Source organism: Cellulomonas timonensis (assembly GCF_900046455.1).
GTDB classification, from domain to species: Bacteria; Actinomycetota; Actinomycetes; order Actinomycetales; family Cellulomonadaceae; genus Cellulomonas_A; species Cellulomonas_A timonensis.
The window spans coordinates 585,580-607,987 of the sequence record NZ_FCOT01000013.1; the positions used below are offsets into that span (position 1 = coordinate 585,580).

The 22,408-nt window shown below is 70.6% G+C and carries 24 protein-coding genes and 1 pseudogene; 14 read left to right on the top strand and 11 right to left on the bottom strand.

Translation table 11 applies throughout. The features are described 5' to 3' along the window. Positions 1-14: 14 nt before the first annotated feature. Genes BN3788_RS16090 through BN3788_RS16105 form a run of 4 tightly spaced genes read left to right on the top strand, consistent with a single transcriptional unit; the run spans position 15 to position 3,731 of the window. Positions 15-944, top strand: coding sequence for a DUF6772 family protein (locus BN3788_RS16090; RefSeq protein WP_066588305.1), 930 nt, complete (start codon positions 15-17; stop codon positions 942-944). A gap of 35 nt (positions 945-979) precedes the next feature. Continuing rightward, positions 980-1,303, top strand: a complete 324-nt coding sequence (locus tag BN3788_RS16095; RefSeq protein ID WP_066588307.1) for a DUF6385 domain-containing protein — start codon at positions 980-982, stop codon at positions 1,301-1,303. Positions 1,304-1,309: 6 nt separating this feature from the next. Beyond that, on the top strand, positions 1,310-2,776 hold the full coding sequence (locus BN3788_RS16100; protein ID WP_066588309.1) for a mannitol dehydrogenase family protein: 1,467 nt from the start codon (positions 1,310-1,312) through the stop codon (positions 2,774-2,776). A gap of 4 nt (positions 2,777-2,780) precedes the next feature. Then, complete coding sequence (locus BN3788_RS16105; RefSeq protein ID WP_066588314.1) at positions 2,781-3,731, top strand: carbohydrate kinase family protein; 951 nt, start codon at positions 2,781-2,783, stop codon at positions 3,729-3,731. 59 nt (positions 3,732-3,790) lie between these two features. On the opposite strand, the gene BN3788_RS16110 is transcribed toward BN3788_RS16105, so the two are convergent. After that, complete coding sequence (locus BN3788_RS16110; RefSeq protein WP_108723872.1) at positions 3,791-4,705, bottom strand: helix-turn-helix domain-containing protein; 915 nt, start codon at positions 4,703-4,705, stop codon at positions 3,791-3,793. Positions 4,706-4,886: 181 nt separating this feature from the next. Between BN3788_RS16110 and BN3788_RS16115 the strand changes: the two genes are divergently transcribed. Further along, positions 4,887-5,471, top strand: coding sequence for a zinc-dependent alcohol dehydrogenase (locus BN3788_RS16115; RefSeq protein WP_066588320.1), 585 nt, complete (start codon positions 4,887-4,889; stop codon positions 5,469-5,471). Then, on the top strand, positions 5,468-5,932 hold the full coding sequence (locus BN3788_RS16120) for a zinc-binding dehydrogenase (protein ID WP_066588323.1): 465 nt from the start codon (positions 5,468-5,470) through the stop codon (positions 5,930-5,932). The genes BN3788_RS16115 and BN3788_RS16120 overlap by 4 nt, the downstream gene beginning before the upstream one ends. 102 nt (positions 5,933-6,034) lie before the next feature. Here BN3788_RS16120 and BN3788_RS19395 read toward each other — a convergent pair whose 3' ends face one another. Together BN3788_RS19395 and BN3788_RS16130 are read right to left on the bottom strand one after the other, a co-directional pair. Continuing rightward, positions 6,035-6,361, bottom strand: coding sequence for a DUF6385 domain-containing protein (locus BN3788_RS19395; RefSeq protein WP_066588325.1), 327 nt, complete (start codon positions 6,359-6,361; stop codon positions 6,035-6,037). A gap of 12 nt (positions 6,362-6,373) precedes the next feature. Continuing rightward, entirely contained in the window at positions 6,374-7,315 is a 942-nt protein-coding gene (locus BN3788_RS16130) for a DUF6772 family protein (protein ID WP_066588327.1), read from the bottom strand. A gap of 106 nt (positions 7,316-7,421) precedes the next feature. Between BN3788_RS16130 and BN3788_RS16135 the strand changes: the two genes are divergently transcribed. Continuing rightward, on the top strand, positions 7,422-8,483 hold the full coding sequence (locus tag BN3788_RS16135; protein WP_066588329.1) for a LacI family DNA-binding transcriptional regulator: 1,062 nt from the start codon (positions 7,422-7,424) through the stop codon (positions 8,481-8,483). A gap of 44 nt (positions 8,484-8,527) precedes the next feature. Here the strand turns inward: BN3788_RS16135 and BN3788_RS18805 are convergent. Next, a pseudogene (locus BN3788_RS18805) lies at positions 8,528-8,773 on the bottom strand (CNNM domain-containing protein); the annotation flags it as partial. Between the two features lie 222 nt (positions 8,774-8,995). Next, positions 8,996-10,390: an MFS transporter gene (locus BN3788_RS16140; RefSeq protein ID WP_066588332.1), complete on the bottom strand. Its 1,395-nt coding sequence runs from the start codon at positions 10,388-10,390 to the stop codon at positions 8,996-8,998. 100 nt (positions 10,391-10,490) lie between these two features. On the opposite strand from BN3788_RS16140, the gene BN3788_RS16145 reads away from it, so the two are divergent. After that, positions 10,491-11,081 carry a DUF6518 family protein gene (locus BN3788_RS16145; protein ID WP_147525150.1) on the top strand — a complete coding sequence of 197 codons (591 nt, stop codon included), beginning with the start codon at positions 10,491-10,493 and terminating at the stop codon, positions 11,079-11,081. A gap of 69 nt (positions 11,082-11,150) precedes the next feature. On the opposite strand, the gene BN3788_RS16150 is transcribed toward BN3788_RS16145, so the two are convergent. From BN3788_RS16150 to BN3788_RS19400, 5 genes are all read right to left on the bottom strand, one after another. Next, complete coding sequence (locus BN3788_RS16150; RefSeq protein ID WP_066588334.1) at positions 11,151-11,642, bottom strand: nucleoside deaminase; 492 nt, start codon at positions 11,640-11,642, stop codon at positions 11,151-11,153. Between the two features lie 61 nt (positions 11,643-11,703). Then, positions 11,704-12,891 (bottom strand): ABC transporter permease, encoded by a 1,188-nt coding sequence (locus tag BN3788_RS16155; protein ID WP_066588336.1) that lies wholly within the window; start codon positions 12,889-12,891, stop codon positions 11,704-11,706. Continuing rightward, positions 12,888-13,577, bottom strand: coding sequence for an ABC transporter ATP-binding protein (locus tag BN3788_RS16160; protein ID WP_199824799.1), 690 nt, complete (start codon positions 13,575-13,577; stop codon positions 12,888-12,890). The genes BN3788_RS16155 and BN3788_RS16160 overlap by 4 nt, the downstream gene beginning before the upstream one ends. Then, entirely contained in the window at positions 13,574-14,665 is a 1,092-nt protein-coding gene (locus tag BN3788_RS16165; protein ID WP_066588338.1) for a peptidoglycan-binding protein, read from the bottom strand. The genes BN3788_RS16160 and BN3788_RS16165 overlap by 4 nt, the downstream gene beginning before the upstream one ends. Beyond that, positions 14,662-15,123, bottom strand: coding sequence for a hypothetical protein (locus tag BN3788_RS19400; protein WP_147525151.1), 462 nt, complete (start codon positions 15,121-15,123; stop codon positions 14,662-14,664). Before BN3788_RS19400 ends, BN3788_RS16165 begins: the two co-directional genes overlap by 4 nt. 232 nt (positions 15,124-15,355) lie before the next feature. Between BN3788_RS19400 and BN3788_RS16175 the strand changes: the two genes are divergently transcribed. The 3 genes from BN3788_RS16175 (at position 15,356) to BN3788_RS16185 (ending at position 18,419) form a co-directional block, all read left to right on the top strand. After that, positions 15,356-16,021, top strand: coding sequence for a response regulator transcription factor (locus BN3788_RS16175; RefSeq protein ID WP_066588342.1), 666 nt, complete (start codon positions 15,356-15,358; stop codon positions 16,019-16,021). A gap of 19 nt (positions 16,022-16,040) precedes the next feature. Beyond that, positions 16,041-17,246 (top strand): sensor histidine kinase, encoded by a 1,206-nt coding sequence (locus BN3788_RS16180; RefSeq protein ID WP_147525152.1) that lies wholly within the window; start codon positions 16,041-16,043, stop codon positions 17,244-17,246. A 261-nt stretch (positions 17,247-17,507) separates the two neighbouring features. Next, entirely contained in the window at positions 17,508-18,419 is a 912-nt protein-coding gene (locus BN3788_RS16185) for an enoyl-CoA hydratase/isomerase family protein (RefSeq protein WP_082813007.1), read from the top strand. Between the two features lie 55 nt (positions 18,420-18,474). Here BN3788_RS16185 and BN3788_RS16190 read toward each other — a convergent pair whose 3' ends face one another. Then, positions 18,475-19,338, bottom strand: a complete 864-nt coding sequence (locus tag BN3788_RS16190) for a LysR family transcriptional regulator (RefSeq protein ID WP_066588351.1) — start codon at positions 19,336-19,338, stop codon at positions 18,475-18,477. An 89-nt stretch (positions 19,339-19,427) separates the two neighbouring features. Between BN3788_RS16190 and buk the strand changes: the two genes are divergently transcribed. The 3 genes from buk to BN3788_RS16205 all read left to right on the top strand — a co-directional run bounded on the left by buk (position 19,428) and on the right by BN3788_RS16205 (position 22,407). Then, the gene (gene buk / locus BN3788_RS16195) at positions 19,428-20,552 is read left to right on the top strand and encodes a butyrate kinase (protein ID WP_066588354.1); all 1,125 of its coding nucleotides are present in this window, start codon (positions 19,428-19,430) and stop codon (positions 20,550-20,552) included. A 62-nt stretch (positions 20,553-20,614) separates the two neighbouring features. Continuing rightward, on the top strand, positions 20,615-21,478 hold the full coding sequence (locus BN3788_RS16200) for a BKACE family enzyme (RefSeq protein WP_066588356.1): 864 nt from the start codon (positions 20,615-20,617) through the stop codon (positions 21,476-21,478). A 2-nt stretch (positions 21,479-21,480) separates the two neighbouring features. Continuing rightward, positions 21,481-22,407: a phosphate acyltransferase gene (locus BN3788_RS16205; RefSeq protein ID WP_066588359.1), complete on the top strand. Its 927-nt coding sequence runs from the start codon at positions 21,481-21,483 to the stop codon at positions 22,405-22,407. Position 22,408: the final 1 nt, after the last annotated feature.

The following is a 22,408-nucleotide window of genomic DNA, read 5'->3' on the forward strand; positions in this document are numbered from 1 at the left end:
AGGAGAGAGCAAAGATGCAGAAGTTCCTCAGCTACGACCGCGGCCTCGAGCGGTTCAACCCGCTCGCCCGGGTCATCTGCTACGACGACTTCGACACGGGGTTCAACGGCTGGCTCGACCTCACGCCGAACTACGTCGAGGAGAACTACGAGTCCTTCGACAGCGTCGTCGACCTGTCGAGCTGGGCGCCGAACCAGCTGAGCTCCGCCTCGATGCGCTTCGCGTCGTCGCACGGCTCGATGGAGGGCACCTACTCGCTGAAGGTCACGACGGCGCCGACGGGCGGCCCGCACACCGAGCCGCCGCGCAACGGGTCCATGGGGCACGCGATCAAGCGGCTGTCGCGGTTCGGCAACCCCAAGCTCATCCAGATCGAGGCCTGGTATTCCTACACCCCGGTGCAGGACCGCGAGGGCAAGGGCGAGGAGGACATCCGCGCGATCGGGTTCTTCTTCGACGTGCAGGACTCCGAGTACCGCTACATGCCGGGCGTGCGCTACGTGAACTCCCTGGGCGGCAAGCTCGTCAAGAAGTGGCAGTACTACCAGGTCGCCGAGGGGGTCACCCCCGAGGACTGGAACTTCGGCGTCAAGGACGGCTGGTGCGTCCCAGGCGTCGACAACCAGTGGTACGGCCGGCGGTTCGAGGACGGCTCGGGCGACGGCTACCAGTGGCTGCCGGGCGGTGAGCAGGACCTCGTCTACAACGAGAGCCCCGACAAGATCAACTGGATGTACCTGCGCCTGACGGTCGACATCGAGAAGCGCGAGTACGTCGAGCTGCAGAGCGGCGACCAGGTCTTCGACATGCGGGGCATCAAGCCGACCCTCACGGAGGGCTACGCCTCGATCGACAACCTCATCAACCCCATCTTCTTCATCGAGACCGACTCCGAGCGCTCCGTGAACCTCTACCTCGACTCCGTCGTGTACTCGGTCGAGTGACGACGCACCCCTGACGACACCTGAGAGACGAAGACATGCAGACAACGAACACCTCCGTCATCGCACGACGGGTCAAGATCTCCGACGACTACGCGACCCTTCCCTACGAGGCCGGCTGGGCGAGCGAGGCGGTGACCTTCATTCAGGCCGAGGGCGACCACCCCGACCTGGCCATCGCGGTCGAGGTCTCGCCCGACGGCATCAACTGGGTCCGACGCACCGGCGCGACGCTGTCCGCCTCGCAGCAGATCGTCGACCTGCCGCTGGCGCAGTTCGGCAACTGGCTCCGGGTCGTCATCACCGGCGCGACGAGCGAGCAGCCCGCGCGGGTGCTCGTCCACCTCAACCTCAAGGGCTGAGCGGCCATGGAACGTCTGGGAGCCCGGGCGCTCGGCTCCCTTCCGCCCGCGGTGGAGGTTCCGGGCTATCTCGACGAGGACTTGCGGATCGGGATCGTGCACTTCGGGGTGGGGAACTTCCACCGCTCGCACCAGGCGATGTACGTCGAGCGGCTGCTCAATGCCGGGACCGCCCGCGACTGGGCGATCTGCGGGGTCGGGCTGCTGGACCGCGACGCCCGGATGCGTGACGCGCTCGCCGCGCAGGACGGCCTCTACACGCTGACGCTGCGCGAGCCGGATGGCTCCAACCGGTTCAGTGTCATCGGGGCGATCCGGCGCTTCATCTACGCGCCCGACGACCCGGCGGCCCTGCTTGAGCAGCTCGCGTCACCGGACGTGCGCATCGTGTCGTTGACGGTCACCGAGGGCGGCTATGTCAGCGACCCGACGACGGGGCGGTCGCCCCAGGACGACCCCCTGGTGATCGAGGAGGTCGCGGGCGGGCTCGCGCAGCCCCGCACGGCGTTCGGGTGGATCGTCGCAGCGCTGCGCGAGCGCCGGCGACGGGGCACCGCCCCGTTCACGGTGATGTCCTGCGACAACATCCAGGGCAACGGCCGCGTCGCGCGGCTGAGCGTCGAGGGCGTGGCACGTCTCGTGGACGCGGAGCTGGCCGACTGGATCGCCGCCGAGGTGTCGTTCCCGTCCACGATGGTGGACAGGATCACACCGGTGACGACGCAGGCGGACATCGACCGCATCGCGACCGAGCTGGGCGTCGAGGACGCCTGGCCGGTGTCGAGCGAGCCGTTCACGCAGTGGGTGATCGAGGACGTGTTCGCCCACGGGCGGCCGCCTTTCGAGCAGGCGGGCGCCGTGCTGGTCTCCGACATCGACCCCTACGAGGCGATCAAGCTCCGGCTGCTCAACGCGTCGCACCAGGCGCTCGCGTACATCGGGCAGCTGCTCGGCTACGAGTACGTCCACGAGGCTGTGGCGGACCCGCGCATCGCCGGGTTCGTGCGGGCCTACATGGAGCAAGAGGCAGTCCCGACGCTCGTGGTGCCCGAGGGCTTCGAGATGGAGGCGTACATCGACGAGCTGTTCGTGCGTTTCGGGAACCCCCATGTGCAGGACTTCCTCGCGCGGCTGTCCGTCGACTCGTCGAACCGGATTCCGAAGTTCCTGGTCCCCGTGCTCGCCGATGCCGTGGCGGCGGGCGCGGCGAGCGGGGTCGGCGCGTCGATCATCGCCACGTGGCGCGCATGGTGCCGCGGCGTCGGTGCGGGGCAGTTCGCTATCGACGACGTGGACGGGGAGGTGCTGGTCTCGGCCGCCGCGCAGGAGCCCCTCGGCTTCCTCCGGGGCGTCCCGACGCTCACCCCGTTCCTGGACTCGCCCGGCTTTGTCGACGCGTATGCGCGCGCCGCCAACGCGCTGGAGCAGGAGGGTCCCGGGGCTTTCCTCGGAGCCGTCCTGGTGCAGGAGTAGGGCGATGGTCAGCGGCAGAGACGCGAGGATCCCCGGGCTGGCGCAGGCCGTCTTCGTGGTCGGCGAGGCGCTCGTCGACGTGACCGTCGACGCTGACGGCGTCGAGCGTCGACAGCCGGGCGGCAGCCCGATGAACGTCGCCTTCGGGCTGGCGCGGCTGGGCGTGCCCGCGCGGCTGTTGAGCTCCATCGGCGACGGCCTCGACGGCCAGCGCATCGCCGCGCACCTGCGGTCGGCCGGGGTCAAGCTCGACGACGTGTCGGTGGAGCCCGGAGCGGTGACGTCCACGGCCTCCGCGACGCTGGACGCAGAGGGCATCGCGTCGTATTCGTTCGATCTGCGGTGGGACCTTCCCACCGGCGGCAGCGTGCCGACCGAGTGCGGTGTGATCCACACGGGGTCGATCGGAGCGGTGCTCGCGCCAGGCGCCGATCGCGTGCTGGAGCTCTTCAGGTCGGCGTGCGCCGATGTGATCCGCTCGTTCGACCCCAACGTCCGCGCGGCCATCACTCCGGATCGCGTGGCGGTGCTGGAGCGCGTCGAGCAGTTCGTCAGCATCACCGACGTGCTCAAGCTCAGCGACGAGGACGCGCAATGGCTCCACCCCGGCAAGGACGAGGAGTTCGTCGCGGACTGGGCTCTCGGCCTGGGAGTCAAGCTCGTCGTCATGACGCGGGGCGCGCGGGGGTGCACCGTCTCCACCCCGTCGCACCGGATCACGCAGGACGCCATCCCCACCCAGGTGGTGGACACCATCGGGGCAGGCGACGCGTTCATGTCGGGGCTCTTGGCCGGGCTGTCCCGGTGGGGCTTGTTCGACGCGCTGCGTGGCGACGGCGTCAGCGTCGGCGACCTCAGCAGGCTCGCCGAGCTCGCCACGCGAGTCGCGTCGCTGACGGTCGCGCAGGCAGGCGCGCAGCCGCCGACCTGGGCTGAGGTCCGCTCGGCTGCCTGAGCACGCGCACGACGCCGCGTCGTCCCCGAGGGCGGTGCGGCGTCGTGCTGTCGTGGCGCCTACGCGCGGGCCGACGCGCGGTGCTGGCGGGGCGTGACGCCGTACGCCTGGAGGAACTGCCGGTTGAAGTTCGACAGGTTGCTGTACCCGACGGCTCCCGCGATCGCGGCGACTGTGTCGTCGGTCCGCTCGAGCAGCCGGCAAGCCTGGGTGAGCCGCAGCTGACGGACCATGTCGGTGAACGTCTGACCGCTGCCCGCCTTGAAATAGCGAGAGAACGCGGACTCGCTCATCGCGGCCCGCCTCGCGGCCTCGTGCAGGCTCACTCCGCTGGTGAGGTTGTCGAGGATGTAGTCGATCGCGCGGCTGATGAGCTCCGAGTCGGCTCCTCCCAGGGGCGGCAGCCAGCCGCGGACGACAGGCTTCTGCTCGCCCGCCGGGCCTGCGGCGAGGATGCGGAGCATGTCGAGCACGCGCACGACGCGTTCCATTCCAGGATCGGCGTCGCGGACCGCCAGGAGGGCTGTGGCTCCACGCGCGGCCGTGTCGCCCTGGAACTCGATGCCGTGCGCGGATCGGCTGAGCAGCGAGTCGAGTGTCCGCAGCTCGGGCATGGCGGCCTGGCATCCCCGGATCCACGTGTCGCTGAAATGCAGCACGGCGTGCGTGTCGTCCAGCACCTCGTTCTCGCCGTGGTCGGCGATCCAGTGGTGCGGCAGGTTCGGGCCGACGAGCACGAGCTGCCCGGGGTGGTAAGCGTCGACGACGTCGCCGAGGACGTAACGACCACTCGACCGCAGGATGAGGTGGAGCTCGTACTCGGGGTGGAAGTGCCAGCCCGCGAAGGGGTGCGGGTCTTCGTGGACATAGAAGCGGAACGACGCGACGGGGTCGCCAGCGATCACCTCGCGCACAGCCCTGCGGCGCAGCGTTCCCACGGCGCGTGACTCGAGGGCCGTTGCGGTGGCATTCATGGTGCGATTCTTCACTGATGCCGTCTCGCCAGCAGCGACGACTGGCCGCAACGGCGCAAGAGAGTATCGGAAGCGCGCATCGTGGAGCGATGCGCGGTAGCGCCCACGCAGCCACGATGTGAGGACAGGCCCTCAGAGATGTGGGCGGGTCGTGTCACAGCGAGAACAGGTTGGGTGAGATATGAGCGCGACGATGCGCCAGGTGCTGGTCGCACGGTTGAACGAGGTCACGGTGATCGACTCCGCGATCCCCGAGCCGGGCCCGGGCGAGGTGCGGGTGGCGGTCGCGCTCGCGGGCATCTGCGGCTCCGACACCCACGCGGTCGCGGGGCACCACCCGCTGCTGGGCCCGCCGTACCTGCCGGGCCACGAGCTCGTCGGGAGGGTCGAGGAGGCCGGCGCCGGCGCGGACGCCTCGCTCGTCGGCAGTCGCGTGGTCGTCAAGCCCAACGTCGACTGCGGGGAGTGCGTCAACTGCCGTGCCGGGCGCAGCAACGCCTGCCAGGAGCTCCAGTGGATCGGCTGCGACCCCTCGGGCGCCCTGCCCGGCGGGATGGCCCAGTATGTGGTGGTCCCGGAGCGCAACGTCTTCCCGGTGCCGGACGAGGTCTCTGACGTGGACGCCGTGCTCGTCGAGTGCCTCGCGACGCCCGTCCACGCCGCGCGCATTGCGGGCGACCTCACCGGCGCGAAGGTCGTCGTGATCGGCGCGGGACCATCGGGCTCTTCTCGGTCATCGCGGCGCGTCGTGCTGGCGCGGGCGTGATCGTCGTCTCTGACCCCGTGCCCGCCAAGCGCGACCGCGCGTTGGGCCTCGGCGCGGACGCGTCCGTCGACGCGGCGGCGCCCGACTTCACCGCAGCGGTGCACGAGGCGCTCGGCGGGCTGGCAGATGTCGTCTTCGACTGCGTCGGCATCGAGGCGTCGATCCGGCAGTCGGTCGAGGTGCTGCGGCGCGCGGGCACGCTGCTCATCGTCGGCGTGCCGCCGCGGGACGGCGTCGTGCCGTTGCCACTCTTCCAGGACTGGGAGCTGCGGATCCAGGGGTGCGCCAACTACACGCCCGAGGACATCGAGACTGCTATCGCGATCGCCGTGGACGGCGGCCTGCCGGGCGATGACATGGTCAGCGCCACCTCCCCGGTCGAGGAGGCCGTGGCGGCCTTCGCGGCGGCTGCCCTCGGCCCCGCGGGCAGGGTCGTGATCGCGCCCGACCCCTCGTCCTGACGCGGCCCGCCCGGGCGCCCGCCGCGCCCGGGGTGCTCACACGCGACAGGGCCGTCTCGTCCGGACGAGACGGCCCTGTCGTCATGTGTGCGTGCTGGCGCGTCAGCCCTTGAGTTCTAGGCGGATCAGCACTGTCGCCGGCTCGTCCGGAGTGGCGCCCTCGAGGCGCAGGCGGATCCAGGTGCCGAACCGCGCCATCTCGACGTCGATGAGGTCCTGGTCGGCCCGGAGCGTCACAGGGTCGCCGCGGTCGAGCCAGTCGACGCCGTCCGGCGACACCTGCGGCTGGATGGCCAGCTGTGGGTGCGGTCCCTCCGTGCGGACGAAGAACAGCGCCTCGGACGCCCAGGCGGCCTCGTAGGGGTGGGTGCCGAACCCGGCGGTCAGGACTGCTCGGCGCTCGACGAGCGTGGTGGCGGAAGTCAGCATGGTGATCTCCTCTCAGGCGTGGGGCGCGCGACCGGTCGAGTACACGACGGAGTCGAGGTACATGAAGACGCGGCGGTCGGTGTCGGTCTCGATGAAGAAGACGGGGTTGATCAGGTTCGTGATGCCGTCGTACGGGGCCGCTGGCGTCGTCGGCACGCCGCGCATGTCGAAGGTGCGGCCCAGGCTCTGGAACTCGACGTACTCGCGCAGCTCGAGGTCGACGAGGAGCCGCATGTACAGCCAGTTGAGCTTGTCGGGGCTCTCGTTGTAGACCAGCTTCTGGTCGCCGTCGGGAACCCACCGGAACCCGTCCGCCGAGCCGTCCGGGTAGCGCCGGCCGCACCAGATGGCGTCGATTCCCGGGGCCTCCCACCCCTCGGGGCTGCCGGTCCACTGCTCACGGGTGACCTCGTCGGGGGTGTGGAAGTACTGCCACCGCTTGACCTTCGTCCCGTTGACGGAGTTGACGTAGCGGATGCCCGGCTGCCACCGGTGGCTCTCGTCCTGCACGTCGAACCACATCCCGAACGCGCGGATGTCCTCCTCGCCGGTTCCCCAGCGGTCCTGCTCGGGTGTGTAGGAGTACCAGGCCTCGAGCTGGATGTACCGATGGTCGTCGTCGGTCCGCGAGAGCCGCTTGATCACGGTGCTCATGGCGCCGTTGACCGGGGGCTGCTCGTACGGCCCGGCGCTCGGCCGGGTCGCGAGCTTGAGCGAGTAGTTGCCCTCCATCGAGCCGTGCCCGGCGGCGAACCGCATCGGGGCCGCGCTGATCATCGACGGCCCCCATGAGCCGAGGTCGAGCTGGGACGGCTGGGACTGGAATCCCTCGCGGACGAAGTTCGGCGTGAGGTCGAGCCAGCCGTTGAACCCGCGGTCGAAGTCGTCGTAGACCATGACCTTCTCCAGCGGCTTGAACTTCTCGAGTCCTCGTTCGTGGACGATGAGCGCCATCGCTCGGTCTCCATTGCTGTCGGTAAATGGATTTACTTGTCAAAGTACAGAGAGCCCGACAACAGTGTCAACCGCCGGGCCGCGGGCCTGGGGGAGCGGAGAGGCTATGACGTCGGTGCAGGGCAAGGACGGAATCGGCGAGGGCCGGCGTCCCGCGCGGATCCGGGATGTGGCGGCCCGCGCGGGGGTGTCCCCGGGGCTCGTGTCGCGCCTGCTGAACAACGACCCGACCCTCACCGTGCGGCCGGAGACGCGCGCGCAGGTGATGGAGGCGGTGCTGGAGCTCGACTACGTGGCCAGCTCGGCAGCGGCATCGCTCCGGCGCAACCGGGCCGACGCGCTCGGGCTCGTGCTGGACCGCGTCACCAACCCCGTCTTCGCCGACGTGGTCCATGGTGCGGAGGAGGCCGCCACCGAGCTCGGCTGCGGGCTGCTCATCCTCGACGCGGAGGAGGTCGCCCGCGATCCGGCCTTTCTGACAGAGGTCGTCAAGTCGCGCCGGGTCGACGGGCTCCTCCTCCAGGGCGGGTACGGCCCGGACGCCGGTCTCCTCGCGCGGTTCTCGGCCGAGATCCCCAGCGTCATCGTCAACAGCCCGGGGAACGACGCCGCGTCCGGCGTCAGCCTGGAGGACGAGGCGGCGACAAGGCTCGCCACCAGCCACCTGATCCAGCTCGGCCACGGGGAGATCGCCTTCGTCGCCGGCGCGCCGGGCGTCGCGTCCGACACCCGCCAGCATGGCTTCACGGAGGCGCTCCGGGATGCCGGTCTGGAGGCCCGACCGGACAGGATCCTCGGGGGCGGGTGGCATGCGGAGGACGGCCTCCAGGCCGTCAGGGCGTCGCTCACGTCCTCGAGCCCGGTGACCGCCTACGTCGCCGCCTCGCCAGTCGTCGCGCTCGGCGTCGTGTCCGCGCTGGTCGAGGCGCACGTCCGGGTGCCCGAGGACGCGTCAGTCGTCGGGATCCACGACCCGTGGTTCGCCCCGTACCTGATCCCGGCGATGACCACTGTCGCACTCCCGCTCTTCGAGCTCGGGCGGCGGTCGGTGCTGCAGCTGATGGCGCACCTGCAGTCCGGGAAGCCTCCGGAGGTCGTCATCACGGACCCGGCGCCACGGCTCGTCGTCCGTGGCTCCACGGCTCCTCCGAGATCTGCTCGGGCGTGATCACGGGGCGCGGCCAGCTCTTCTTCCGTCATCACCTCGGATGTCGCCGCGGGGTCCCCACCGAGCAGGCGGACGACGGCGTTGGTGGAGGCTGACAGGATCCAGACCACCGGGCGCATCAGGGTCGCGAAGCGGTCCATGGGCTGCCCGACCAGCAAGGCGACGATCTCGGAGTGTTGCAGCGCGAACCTCTTGGGCGCCAACTCGCCTAGGACCAGTGACAGATAGGCGATGACCAGGGTGAGGCCGATCAACGCGATCGGTTGCGCCGGCGGGGACGCCTCCGACAAGGATGAACACCAGGACCAGCCTGACGTTGAACAGCGTGTCCGCGTCCATCAGGCGTCCACCCGCGCACACCGCGGCTCGTGGTGGACGCGCGGACCGCTGGGGCCATCCATGGCATGCAGGTCAACGAGACGCGCAGCATGCCGTCAACCGAGTGGGGGAGCGGGCGGCGTGGCGCCGTGCGGATGCCCCAGGTGAACGGGTGGACTGGTCGCGCGGCTGGGTCAGGTGATGCGGGGAGGGCGCGGAACCGCGATGAGGGAGACTGCCGCCGCGACGGCGGCGGCCCCCGCGGCGAAGCCGAAGGCCTGCTGGAATCCGGTGTCGCCGCCTGCGACCAGGCTGAGCGCGGCGATGCTGGACACGGTGGCGACGCCGATGGAGGCGCCGAACTCGTGGAATGTGCTGAGCAGGCCTGAGGCGATCCCCGCCTCCTCGGGGCCGATCTGGCCGAGGGCCGTGGCCGACGCCACCACGAACAGTGCGCCGATGCCGAGGGCCCCGAAGCTGACCCCGAGGGTGATGGCCGCCGTGTGGGGCCAGATGGCTGGCACGAGCAGGCCGGCGGCGGCGATCACCATGCCGAGGGCCCCGAGTGCGCGGGCGCCCAGGCGGGCGATGAGGCGTCCGGCGAGACTCGCGCCCGCCATGGTGGCCACCGCGATGGGCAGGAACAGCGCGCCGGTCGCCAGCGGGCCGTGTCCGGCGGACTGCTGGAAGAAGAAGGTGCCGAGGAAGAACACGGCGACCCTCAGGGCGGTGGCGATGAGGATCACGAACACCCCCGCGGCCACGGGGCGGCGGGTCAGCAGGCCGAGGTCCATGAGCGGGGAGGCCGCGGTCTTCTGCCGCCAACCGAACAGCAGGTACAGCACCACTGCGGCGACAACCGCGAGGAGCGTCTGCGCGTCCGCCCATCCCGCCTCGCCCACGGTGGTCAACGCGTAGATCGCCGAGCCCGTCGCCCCGGTCACCAGCAGGGCGCCCAGGATGTCGAGCGCGGGCCGTGGGCCAGCGGCGCGCGGCAGCGGCGGGAGGACGCGGGGGAGCGCGGCCAGCACGAACAGGCCGAGGGGGATGTTGAGGAAGAACACCCACGGCCAGCCCGGGCCGGCAGTGATGAGCCCGCCCAGCAGCACGCCGACAGCCGCGCCGCCGCCGCCGAGGGCGGACCAGATGCCCAGGGCCCGGTTGCGCTCGTCACCAGAGAACAGCCGCACCACCACCGCGAGTGCGGCGGGCGAGAGCATCGCCGCGCCGAGGCCTTGGGCGACGCGGCCGGCGAGCAGCGCAGTGCCGTTGTCGGCGACTCCCGCCAGCAGCGAGCCAGCCGTGAAGGTGAGCAGCCCGGCGTAGACGATCGGCTTGGAGCCGAACAGGTCCGCGCTGCGCCCGCCCAGCAGCATGAGCCCGCCGAAGGTGAGGGTGTAGGCGGCGACCACCCATGTCGCCGCCTCGCGTGACAGGTCGAGGTCGGCGCTCATCTGCGGCAGGGCGATCGCCACGACTGTGACGTCCAGGATCAGCATGAACTGCGCGACGCCCAGCAGCGCGAGCGCCAGCCAGCGCTTGGGGTCAACCCCTTCGCGGGCCACCGCTTGCGTCCTCGTGGTCGCCATCGCTCCTCCTAAGCCGTACGGATGTGTCCGAGTTCCTCTCACCGTAACTCAGACACTGATGTACGGGAAGTGGTTGCGCGGCGGCCACTACACTCTCCGGATGCCACAGCGCCATGCCCTCGTCGCCGGTCTCGCGCCGATCGGAATCGGACTCGGGGTCGGGTCGCTCACCTCGCTACTCCAGACGAGTGCGGACTTCCCCTGGCTCGCCCTCGTCAACGCGGTCAGCCCGTGGCTGACGACGGCCTTCGCCGCCGGCGCCCTCCAGCGGAGGCTGTCCGCCGCGACGTGGGCCGGACTGGCCGCGACGGTCATGCAGGTGATCGGCTACTACGCCACCGCCGAGGCCCGGGGCTTCGGCGTCAATCTCGAGTGGGTGGCGATGTGGGCCGTGTGCGCCATCGTCGGCGGCCCGCTGTTCGGCGCAGCCGGGCACGCCTGGCGGCGTGGCCGCCCGTTCGGCCTCGGGGCCGCCGCCCTGGTCGCCGCATGGGCCAGCGAGGCGGTGATCGCGTACCAGCTCCGCCTGGGCTACACGTCGAGCGCCGTGCTGTTCGGCGTCATCGCCGTGGTCCTCGCGCTCGCGCTCGGGAGGCATCGGGCCCAGTACGGCCGCATGGCGGCGTGGCTCGTGCCCGCGCTCATGGCCGGCGCGGCCGGGCACGCGGTGCTGGGCGTTGTCGCGGGCTGAGTCTGAACTGGAGTAGGTGGTCGGTGGCGCGCGACGGCCGCCTCGGGAGGCCGACGCGGGCCGACCGGGTCAGGCGAGGTGCGGGAACCGTGCACGGTGCAGTGCCTTGACCTCCTCCGTGAGCTCGTCGGCCGGGCCGTCGACCACGGCGCCCGGGACCACCTGCGTGATCGGCAGCGGCGCCACGGGCCCGGCGCGGCAGCCCCACTCGGTGAGCCACTGGGTGAGCTGCTGGGAGGACGCCGCGTAGACGATCCTGCCGAGCCCGACCCAGCCGTGGCTCGCCGCGCACATCGGGCAGTGCTCACCGGAGGTGTAGACCGTGGCCGCCGCCCGCTCGGCGGGGGTCAGGTGGGCGGCGGCCCAGCGGGAGATCTCGAACTCGGGGTGGCGGGTCTCGTCGCCGCCCTTGACCCGGTTGCGGTCCTCGAAGAGGGTCTCGCCCGCGGCCGAGACGAGCACCGAGCCGAAGGGCTCGTCGCCGTCTTCGAGCGCCTCCCTGGCCAGCTCGACGCAGCGGCGCAAATTTCGCAGGTCATTCGTGTCGATGTTGATGCCCATCGGGCCATCCTCGCCTGAGCCGCGCCGCATCCCGGATTGGAATCGCTGGAGCGGGCGTCGCTCAGGCGCTGAGCGCCGCGGTGGGCGAGGTGCGGGCCGCCCGGACCGCCGGCAGGAGGCCGGCGATCGCCCCGACGGCGACCGTGACCGCGACGGCGGCGACGAGCACGGCAGGGGGGATCGCCACCCGCCAGCCGTTGGCCTGCGCCGCGACCAGCGTCACGACCCAGCCCAAGACGACTCCGGCCAGCCCGCCGTACGCCGACAGCAGGACCGCCTCGAGGAGGAACTGCAGCCGGATGTGCCGCCGGGTCGCGCCGAGCGAGCGTCGCAAGCCGATCTCGCGGCGGCGCTCCAGGACGGAGATGACCATCGTGTTCGCCACGCCGATCCCGCCGACGACCAGCGCGATCGAGCCGACGCCGATGAGCAGCCCGGTGAAGGCCTGATCGACGGTGTTCTTCGCGGCCAGCGCGTCGGAGGGGCGGCTGACCTTGACCTCGCTCGGAGAGCGCGGGCTGAGGGTCGGGGGCAGGAGCTCCCGCACCTCGGCGACGGAGGCGTCGAGCGACCGCTCATAGACCGTGGTCGGCTGGCCGGTGTGCCCGAAGAGCTCCCGGGCGATCGGCTCGCCGATGAGCGCCGTCGAGTCGAGCTCAGGAGCCAGGGGTGGCGAGTCGAGGATGCCGACGACGGCGAACCGGTGCTCGCCGAGCCAGACGAGCTGCCCGGGGCCCTGGACGCCGAGCCGCTCGGCGGTGGTCCGGCCGAGCACGGCAGTGGGGAACTGCGCCGTCGCCTCGTTGAACCATGCCCCGTTGAGGATCTGGGCGCCGGTCGCCTCGAGCAGGTCCAGATCCGCTGCCACGACGCTCAGGCCACCGGTGCGCGAGCGCTCGATGTGCTCACTCCGGTAGACGTTGACGGAGTCGAGGGTGGTGGTGGAGCCCGCGTGGAGCACGCCGGGAACTCGGCGGATCAGGGCGAGGGACGTCTCTGGCAGAGGCGCCTCCTGGCCGAGCAGGTCCGTTCCGCCCTGCACGGTGAGCAGGTTGGTGCCGAGCTCCGCCAGCTTGTCTTTGACGAGGGCCTGGCTGGACGTCGAGATGCCGATCACCGAGATCATCGCGGCGATCCCGATCGCGATCCCCAGCGACGAGAGCACGGCCCGCATGGGCCGCGCGCGCAGGCCATGGGAGCCCAGGGCGAGCAAGTCGCGCGGGCGCAGGCGAGAACGGGGGGCGCTCATGCGGCGACGCCCCTCTCGTCGGCGACGACCTCGCCATCGCGCAGGCGCACGCGACGTGGCATCCGCGCGGCGAGCGCCAGGTCGTGGGTGATCACCACGACAGTGGTGCCGGCGTCGGCGAGCTCGCCCAGCACCTGCATCACCGCGTCGCCTGATCTCGTGTCGAGGCTGCCGGTGGGCTCGTCGGCGAGAAGCAGCCGGGGGTCGCCGATCACCGCGCGCGCGATCGCCACCCTCTGGCGCTCGCCTCCGGAGAGCTGGTGCGGGTGGTGGTGCAACCTGTCGCCGAGGCCGACGCGCTCCAGCGCGGACGCGGCACGCCGCCGGCGCTCACGGCGCGGCGTCCCGGTGTACAGCAGCCCGGTGGCGACGTCGTCGAGCGCGGTGACGCCGTCCGAGAGGTGGAACTGCTGGAAGACGAAGCCGATGGTGTGGGCGCGCAGCGCTGACAGGTCGGCGTCGTCCATGCGTGTCACATCGTGGCCGGCGATCCGTGTGGTTCCCGACGTGGCCTGGTCGAGCGACCCGACGATGTTGAGCAGGGTGGTCTTGCCGGAGCCGCTCGGCCCGACGATCGCGAGGATCTCACCCTCCTCGACCATGAGGTCGACGCCGTTCAACGCCACAGTGGGCGGGGAGCCGTAGCTGCGGGTCACCCCGCGGAGCTCGACGATGGCGTCGCTCACTTCGCCACCACCACCGTGTCGCCCTCGGAGAGATCCCCGCCCACCACCGCGACGAGCCCGTCGGCGAAAGCCCCGAGCTCGATCGAGACCCGCCGGGAAGCCGTCCCGTCCTGGGACGCGTCGCCGCGTGTGACCTCTACGGCGAACCCGCCGCCCGGCTCGGCGAGGAGGGCGATGACGGGCACGAGCAGCAGGTCGGCACCCTTGTTCTGGGTGAGCAGGACGGTCACGGAGACGTTGTCGAGCCCGTCGGCGGCCTGTGGATCGTCGAGCGCGATGGTGAGCGGGATCTTCAGCGACGTCCCGGTGGCGCCGTCGCGCTCGACGGGCGCGCCCGCCGCGACGACCACGCCGGTGGCCGGCGCCCCGCCAGGAAGCGCGAGCGTCACCGCGGTCCCCAGCGGGGCCAGGGCCTGCTGCGACGTGTCGAGGAAGACCTGCACCTCTTTGACCGTCTTGGTGACGGCGAGGAGCTCGGGCCCGGCCTCGTCCCCGACCTGTGCCTTCGCCTCCTGGACCCGCACATCGGCGGGGGAGAAGACGACCTGGCCGACGTCGATCGTCCCGGTCTGCTCCAACCCGAGGGACTTCTGCCACCGCTTGACCGCTGTGGCCGTGGCGTGGGTGAATTTCTGGTCGGGCGACTGGCGGAGGAACCCGAGCGCGGACAGGTTCTCCTCGAGTTGGCGCACGTCCGCCCCGTCCTTCATCCCGCTGGCGAACGCCCGCCATGCGGGCTGCTCCCCACGCATGAGGACGACGGGCGCGTCGTTGACGCGGAAGAGCTCCCCGCCGGGGGCGACGGTCGTGCCGACGGCCGGCAGGGCGGTCACGACTCCGGTGAGCGACGTGCCCAGCTCGCGAGGGGAGCCATGTGCCAACGTGCCTGGCACGCGCACCTGCTCGACCAGGTCGCCGCGGGTGACGGTGGCGGTCTCGACGGCGATCGGCTCGGCGCGCGGCGGCGCGGCGGGTGTGCGGGCCATCATGGCGGCCGTCGTCACGGCGGCGACAGTCACGACGCCCACGACGACGAGGACGGGGGCACGCCGCGACCGACGTCGCGTCGGGGTGAGGTCGCGCGTCATCTGGACGAGTCCTGCGCATTCGCCTCAGCGGAGCATGCGTCGACGATCTCTGGGTCGACGTCGGAGGAGAACGCCGACGTCATGCCGGAGCCCTTGACCGGGTCGGGGAAGTCGATGCCGGCCTCGCGCATGCAGGAGGCGAAGACGAGCTGGGACTCGAACACCTCCTCCTCGGTCGGCAGGGTGTCGTCGACGGGCGCGTCGCCCACCTCCTCGACGCAGGCCGCGTACGCGAGGTCGAGTTCCGCCACGTCGAATTGTGAAATATCCACCGACGGGACGGAGCCGCCTTCTTCGGCGCCCTGTGTCAGATCGAATCCCGCGTCATTCATGCAATCGTCGAAATCCTCTCGCCATTCATTGATCGACATCTCGAAAGAGCCGCTATCGGTTTGCCCACCCGTCTCCTCAGCGGGGGAGCAGGCGGCCAGGCCCATGGCGAGGACCGCGCCAGACACGACTGCGAGAGAGCGGTCGATGGCACGGCGGCGGGACGGGGAGGGGCGGAATCTCATGGCGCGTGATCCTCGGGTAGAGGGAGCCGAGGCCGGTCGGCCAGGGCGGGCCCACTCCATCAGGCGCGCGGTTGCGGGAAGGTAAAGCGGGCGCTTTACCTTCCCTTAACCCCCTGCTTGTTAGAATTCGAGGCCGTCGGCGACCGCCGACGAGTCGTGAGCAAGGAGTCAATGCGTGCGGGTCCTGATCGTCGAGGACGAGGAGTTCCTCGCCGACGCGCTCCGCGCGCGCCTGGCGATGGACGCGATCGCCGCCGACGTGGTGGGCGACGGAGACGCCGCGCTGGCCGCCGTCGAGGTCAACGACTACGACGTGGTGCTGCTCGACCGCGACCTGCCGGGCGTGCACGGCGACGACGTCTGCCGCGCGCTCGCCGCCGACCCCCAGAGCCCGGCTGTCCTCATGCTCACCGCAGCGGGGCGGCTCGACGATCGCGTGGGAGGGCTCGAGATCGGCGCCGACGACTACCTGGCCAAACCGTTCGAGTTCGCCGAGCTCATCGCCCGGCTGCGCGCGCTCAACCGTCGCCAGTTCACCTCGCGCCCCCCAGCGCTCGAGCGGCGGGGTGTCCGGCTCGACCCCTTTCGGCGCGCGGTGGTGAGGGACGGCAGGCCCGTGCTGCTCACACCCAAGGAGTTCTCGGTGCTCGAGCTGCTGTTGCGCGCGGACGGCGGAGTCGTGAGCGCCGAGCGCCTCCTCGAGAAGGCCTGGGACGAGAACGCGAACCCGCTCACCCAGTCCGTCAAGGTGACGATCAGCACCCTGCGCCGCAAGCTCGGCGACCCCACGATCATCACGACAGTCCCGGGGGCCGGCTATGCCGTCGCCGACCACGACTGAGCCCCGGGGTGCGGCGCCGGTGACGCGCCGCTACCGGGCGACGGTGCGCACGCGGCTCGCGCTGACCTGCGCGGCGCTGCTCACCGGCGCCGGTGTCGTCATGCTGGCCATCGTCAACCTCTTCATGCGCGTCGTGCCCACCTACGACCTCGTCTCGGCGACATCGTCGACACCCGCGTTGACGGCCCCGCCCAGCGTGACGGAGCCGGTTCCCGACGGTGTGGAGCCGACGGCGGCGGCGATCGCGACACCGGCGAACGAGCTGGTCGTCACGTCGACCGACCAGCTCCTGAACGTGCTCCTCATCGCGTCCGTCGTGGTGCTCCTCGTGCTGGCGGTCATCGGCGTCGCGGTGGGCTGGGTCGTCGCCGGGCGGATGCTCAAGCCGCTGAAGCACATCAGCGGCGCCGTCCGCCAAGCAGCGCGCGGGGATCTGCGGCACCGCATCAGAATGACCGGGCCCCGCGACGAGATCTCCGAGTTGGCCGCGGACTTCGACGACATGCTCGCCCAACTCGAACGCTCATTCGCCGCGTCGACCAGGTTCGCCTCGAACGCCTCCCACGAGTTGCTCACACCGCTCGCCACCACGAGGGCGATGCTGGACGTCGCGATCGCGCAGCAACCGGCCGCCGCGGACGCGCAGCCCGACACGGGCGTCGACCGGGCGTTGCTCGGCCGGCTCAGGGCCATGAACGAGCGGAGCATCGAGACAGCCGAGGCGCTGCTCGACCTCGCCCAGATCGAGACGTCGACCGCGAAGGCCGAGCAGGTCGACCTCGCACAGGTGGCTGCGGAGGTCGCGCAGGCCTGCGCCCACGAGGCCGCCGCGAAGGGGATCACGGTCACCCTCGACCTCGGACCCGCACTGATCGACGGGGAGCCCGTCCTGGCGCGCCAGCTCCTCACCAACCTCCTGCAGAACGCGATCCGCCACAACGCGCCCGGGGGGTTCGCCAGCGTCACCACGGGACCCGCCGGGCCAGGCCTGGGCGCCAGCGTGCGCGTGGAGAACAGCGGCCCCCGCCTCGAGGCCGACGCCGTGGCGGCGCTGGCGGAGCCCTTCGCCCGCGCGGGACGACGCCCCTCGGCCTCGTCGACGCGCGGCCATGGGCTGGGCCTGTCGATCGTCTCCGCGATCGTCACCCGGTTCCAAGGGGACCTCGTGCTCGAGGCGCGATCTGCCGGAGGGTTGCTGGTCGTCGCGACCTTCCCGGCGCGCTGAGGCCCCACCGCCTGCGGGGCGCGTCGGTCCCAGATCGTCACCCGGCATTCCGGCCGCGCTCGGGATCGAGGCGCCGACTCATGCGCTTTCGGCATTTCCTCATGCCATTGCGCGGTTCCTAGATTCGAGCCAGCAGATCAGGCCGGGCATATCTCGGGTCCGGGCGCCCCGACGGCGGGGCGGTCGAATCGGGCAGAACAGCCTGATCGCGAAGTGGATGTCACCGCAGACGTCCGGATCGATTCGAGAGGAACCCGGCAGATGCCTAACACCAATTTCGTGAACTGGCCGAACTTCGCCCAGATCAAGGAGATGTTCAAGGAGCACTTCGTCATGGACCAGCGCGAGGACGGAGTCGTCACCGTGCGCATGCACGTGAATGACGGCCCGTTCATCTGGTCCATGGAGCTCCACGACGCGATCGGCAAGATGTGGCGGATGCTCGGCACCGACCGCTCGACGGAGATGATCATCTTCACGGGCACCGGCGACGTCTGGGTCACGGACTTCGAGAAGGAGAGCTGGCTCCCCGAGGGCAACGACACGGTCAACACGCGCTACGACCACATGTTCGTCGACGGCCGCCGGATGCTGATCGCGCAGATCCAGGACGTCGAGGTCCCGACGCTCGGCGTGCTGAGCGGCTCGGGCGGGCACACCGAGCTCGCGCTGTGCTGCGACCTCGCGATCGCCGCTGACGACATCACGATCCTCGACCCGCACATGCTGGTCGGGAACGTGCCCGGCGACGGCATCCACTCGTGCTTCTTCCAGCTCATGCCGTACCGCCAGGCCGTCTGGTACCTGCTCACCGGCGACAAGATGACCGCCGAGCAGGCGCTGCAGTTCGGGCTCGTCTCCGAGCTGGTGCCGCGTGAGCGCCTCATGGACCGCGCGTACGAGATCGCCGACATCCTCATGGCGCAGAACCGCTTCACGCGGCGGCTCGCCACGCAGGTCATGCGCCGCGGCTGGAAGCAGCGCATCGTCGACGACCTGGACATGACGTTCGGCACCGAGTGCTTCGGAATGTACTGCGACTCGCACGAGCACTCGAACATGCAGTCGATGAACGACTACATCGGCATCAAGCCGGATTACAAGGGCAATGTCGCCCTGCCGGCGGACGTGGACGTCGAGGCGATCGCCAAGCGGGCTCGCGAGGCCAACTGACCCGTGGCTCGGGGGCGGTCCTGCCACCGCCCCCGGGTCCCGAATCGGGCCACATTCATTGGCTGATCATTGTCAGGAAGTTGGCGAGCGTCTGCTGCTCGTTGTCCTTCCGGTAAATACCGACGATGTCGAACCTCGTGTCGGCGTCGGCCAGCTCGAACACGCGGAAACGGAAGTCGCGGTGGGAGGAGTCGATCATGACTTTGGGGACGATTGTCACCCCGGAGCCCAGGTCCACCCGCAGCACAGCCGTGTGGGTGTTCGGGACGAGCTCCACCGAGGTCGCCTGGCCCGCCGCCCGCAGCTTGGCCAAGACCGGGGGGTCGACGTGACGCGGCACGATCAGCGGCAGCCGCGCGAGCTCGGCGACGGGCATCGGGTCGGGTCCCGTGTACGGGTAGTCGTGGCTCATCACCACCACGAAGTGGTCGGTGCTGATGGTCCTCTGCACGATCAGGTCGTTGTGCGGGACGCCGAAGTCGAGCGTGATCGCGAGGTCGTAGACGCCGTGCACGATGCTGTCGCACAGGTCGTCGAACGGGATGTCGTCGATGCGCGTGTTGACGTTCGGGTAGGCGGCGGCGAACTTCTTCGCGACCGGCGCGAACGCCGGCCCGAAGTTCGCGACGGTGGCGATGCCGAGCTGTCCGACGGCCCCCGACTTGGCGGCCTCCATGAGCTGGCGGACGTTCTCGTGGTGGCGCAGCAGCAGGTCGCAGTGCTCGAACAGCAGGTTGCCGGCGTCGGTGAGGCTCACGTTGCGGGTGTCCCGGACGAAGAGCTGGACGCCGAGCGACCTCTCCAGGCTGGCGATCTGCCGGCTCAGCGCGGGCTGGCCGATGTAGAAGTGCTCCGCCGCGCGGCTGAAGTTCCGGTAGATCGCGACGAACTGGAAGTACCGCAGGGCCATCAGGTCCATCACTTGCTCCTTGCTCTCCCGCGATGCCGGGTCAGCTCTGTCCCCGGCAGCGCGCCGCGCGCCGCCACATCTGCCGGAAGGTTCCCCCGATGAGCCGGATCCTCACCATCAACTGCGGGTCCACGTCGACGAAGGTCGCCGCCTTTGACGACGACGTCCTGCTGGCGAAGACCTCCCTGGACGTCCCACTGGCCGATTTGGCGACGATGCCGAAGGTGCTCGACCAGACCGGGTACCGCACTGCCCAGGTCCGAGAGTTTCTCGCCGCCCACGACCTCGATCCCGGGACGATGGACCTGGTGGTGGCCCGTGCGGGCACGATCCAGCATGTCCGCCACGACGGGGCGTACGAGGTCAACGACCTCATGGTCGCCTCGCTGACGCACGCCCCCGCGGCGCAGCACGCCTCGACCCTGTCCTGCCTGATCGGCCGCGACCTGGTCGAGGGCACGGGCGTCCCGGTGATCGTCTACGACCCGACATGCGTGGACTCGGTGGACCCGATCGCCAAGGTCACCGGCGTCCCCGGCATCGTCAACCTGCCCGTCTACCACCTGCTCAACCCGAAGGCGGCGGGCCACACGTACGCCGCGTCGATCGGACGCTCCTACGCGGACCTCAACCTGGTCATCGTCCACCTCGGTGGCGGCGTGACGATGGCGTTCCACGACCACGGCCGCGTCGCGGACTGGATCTACGACGACGGCGGACCGATGTCCCCGACGCGGGCGGGCGCCATCCCCACCCGGCTGCTGGCCGACTTCGTGCACACGTCGGGCATGTCGCACTCCGAGCTGCGGATGTTCCTCGCCGGGCGCTCGGGACTCGCCGCGCACCTCGGCACGAACGACGTCCGCGAGGTCGAGGCCCGCATCGCCGCGGGGGACGCCGAGGCCGAGCTGGTCTACCGCGCGATGGCGTACGGCGTGGCCAAGGGCATCGGTCAGCTCTCCGTGATCCGGGCCGGGCAGGTCGACCAGGTCATCCTCACCGGCGGGATCGCCCACTCCGAGATGTTCACCGGCTGGGTCCGCGACCTCGTCTCCTGGATCGCCGGCGTCACCGTCCTACCGGGCGAGCAGGAGGCCGAGGCGCTGGCCGCCGGGGGGCTGCGGGTGCTGCGCGGCGAGGAGGACCTGCACCCCTACGACGTGTACCCGCCGGGCTACAGCTCCATCGAGGAGCTCGTGGCGCGCCCGACCTTCCTGGCCTAGCGCGCCGGCGCGCTCCCACCCCCACTCATCGCGCTACTCGAACTCACACTGAAGGAATCCCCGTGGACATCAGCGACAAGGTCGTCCTGACCGCAGCGCTCACCGGCGCCGTCACCCCCAAGGCCGTCAACGAGAACATCCCCATGACCCCGGAGGAGATCTCCGAGGACGCGTACCGCGTGTGGCAGGCGGGCGCCTCGGTCGTGCACTTCCACATGCGCGACGACGAGGGCCTGGGGACGATGGACAAGGAGCGCTTCAAGCGCACCCTCGACCTGCTCGCGACGAACCACCCCGACTGCGACGTCGTCGTCAACTGCACCACCGCGGGCGACAACCGCGCGGGCTACGCCGAGCGCCTCGCGCACCTGCCGTACGTGCTGCCGGAGATCGCGACGTTCGACGCCGGCTCGTTCAACTGGACGCCCGACGGCATCTTCGACAACGGGCCCGCGTTCCTCGACGAGCTGGGCCGGCTGACGAAGTCGCTCGGCATCAAGCCCGAGTACGAGATCTTCGACACGGGGATGATCGGCAACGTCGCCTACTACGCGAAGCAGGGGCGACTCGAGGCGCCGTTCCACTTCCAGTTCGTCCTCGGCGTGCTGGGCGCCATGAGCGCGACGGTGGAGAACCTCGTCTACCTCAAGGGCCTGCTGCCCGCGGACTCCACCTGGTCGGCTTTCGGCATCGGCCGCGACCACCTCAAGATCATGTACGCCACGCTCGCGCTCGGCGGGCATGTGCGGGTGGGCCTCGAGGACAACGTGTACTACTCGCGGGGCGTCAAGGCCACCAACGTGTCGCTCACCGAGCGGGCCGTGCGGGTCATCCGCGAGTTCGGCAAGGAGGTCGCCACCCCCGACGAGGCCCGCCAGATCCTCTCGCTGCCGCGGCCCGCGCTGCGCGACCAGCAGGCCCGCTGAGCATGTTCACGACCTTCGCCGAGCTCAAGGCCCACGCCCTCGCCACCCTGCCCGCGCAGCGGTGCGCGGTGGCGGGGGCCGCCGACGACCACGCCCTCGAAGCCGTCTTCGCGGCGGCGGGGGAGGGCTTCGTGTCGCCTGTCCTCATCGGGCCCGCCGACGAGGTCCGCGCGAAGGTCGAGGCGCTCAACCCCGCGTCCGAGCACCAGATCGTCGACTGCCCGGCCGACCAGAACCCGGCCGCCATCGCCGTGGAGCTCGTGCGGGCGGGACAGGCCGACTTCATCCTCAAGGGCAGGATGCAGACGCCTGACCTGCTGCGCCCGATCCTCCACAAGGCCACCGGGCTCAACGACCACGGGTTCATCACCCACTTCGGGCTCATGCAGATCGCCGGCTACCCGAAGTTGCTGGGGATGAGCGACAGCGCCGTCATCCCGCACCCCTCGCTCGCGGACAAGAAGCGGATCGTCGAGGTCGGCGTCGCGACGCTGCGCAGGCTCGGGGTCGCCCGGCCCGTGGTCGCGGCCCTCTGCGCGAGCGAGACGGTGTCCGAGAAGATGCCCGAGACCCTCGACGCGCGGGCGCTCGCGGACATGTCCGCGGCCGGCGAGTTCGGGGACGCGGTCGTGCTCGGGCCCATCTCGTACGACCTGGCCACGAGTGCCGCGTCGGCCGCCATCAAGGGCTATGACAGCCCGCACAGCGGCGACGTCGACATGCTCCTGGTTCCCCAGATGGTCGCGGGGAACATCATGAGCAAGATCTGGAACGCCGACGAGCGCAACGTCCTCGCCGGCTGCCTGGTGGGCGCCCGGGCGCCGGTGGGGCTCACGTCCCGCAGCGCCTCGATGGCCGAGAAGCTCGCCTCCCTCCTGCTGTGCAGCATCCTCGCGGCTGCCGGCCCCCTCCCGACATCGGAGTCGTGAC

Bases quoted from the DNA above. Each gene is read 5' to 3' on its own strand.
- BN3788_RS16140 (WP_066588332.1), bottom strand. From the start codon at position 10,390: ATGGCGACCACGAGGACGCAAGCGGTGGCCCGCGAAGGGGTTGACCCC.
- BN3788_RS16185 (WP_082813007.1), top strand. From the start codon at position 17,508: ATGCCTAACACCAATTTCGTGAACTGGCCGAACTTCGCCCAGATCAAG.
- buk (WP_066588354.1), top strand. From the start codon at position 19,428: ATGAGCCGGATCCTCACCATCAACTGCGGGTCCACGTCGACGAAGGTC.
- BN3788_RS19395 (WP_066588325.1), bottom strand. From the start codon at position 6,361: ATGCTGACTTCCGCCACCACGCTCGTCGAGCGCCGAGCAGTCCTGACC.
- BN3788_RS16090 (WP_066588305.1), top strand. From the start codon at position 15: ATGCAGAAGTTCCTCAGCTACGACCGCGGCCTCGAGCGGTTCAACCCG.
- BN3788_RS16205 (WP_066588359.1), top strand. From the start codon at position 21,481: ATGTTCACGACCTTCGCCGAGCTCAAGGCCCACGCCCTCGCCACCCTG.
- BN3788_RS16135 (WP_066588329.1), top strand. From the start codon at position 7,422: ATGACGTCGGTGCAGGGCAAGGACGGAATCGGCGAGGGCCGGCGTCCC.
- BN3788_RS16110 (WP_108723872.1), bottom strand. From the start codon at position 4,705: ATGAATGCCACCGCAACGGCCCTCGAGTCACGCGCCGTGGGAACGCTG.
- BN3788_RS16150 (WP_066588334.1), bottom strand. From the start codon at position 11,642: ATGGGCATCAACATCGACACGAATGACCTGCGAAATTTGCGCCGCTGC.
- BN3788_RS16130 (WP_066588327.1), bottom strand. From the start codon at position 7,315: ATGGCGCTCATCGTCCACGAACGAGGACTCGAGAAGTTCAAGCCGCTG.
- BN3788_RS16155 (WP_066588336.1), bottom strand. From the start codon at position 12,891: ATGAGCGCCCCCCGTTCTCGCCTGCGCCCGCGCGACTTGCTCGCCCTG.
- BN3788_RS16190 (WP_066588351.1), bottom strand. From the start codon at position 19,338: ATGGACCTGATGGCCCTGCGGTACTTCCAGTTCGTCGCGATCTACCGG.
- BN3788_RS16095 (WP_066588307.1), top strand. From the start codon at position 980: ATGCAGACAACGAACACCTCCGTCATCGCACGACGGGTCAAGATCTCC.
- BN3788_RS16105 (WP_066588314.1), top strand. From the start codon at position 2,781: ATGGTCAGCGGCAGAGACGCGAGGATCCCCGGGCTGGCGCAGGCCGTC.
- BN3788_RS16165 (WP_066588338.1), bottom strand. From the start codon at position 14,665: ATGACGCGCGACCTCACCCCGACGCGACGTCGGTCGCGGCGTGCCCCC.
- BN3788_RS16115 (WP_066588320.1), top strand. From the start codon at position 4,887: ATGAGCGCGACGATGCGCCAGGTGCTGGTCGCACGGTTGAACGAGGTC.
- BN3788_RS16145 (WP_147525150.1), top strand. From the start codon at position 10,491: ATGCCACAGCGCCATGCCCTCGTCGCCGGTCTCGCGCCGATCGGAATC.
- BN3788_RS16100 (WP_066588309.1), top strand. From the start codon at position 1,310: ATGGAACGTCTGGGAGCCCGGGCGCTCGGCTCCCTTCCGCCCGCGGTG.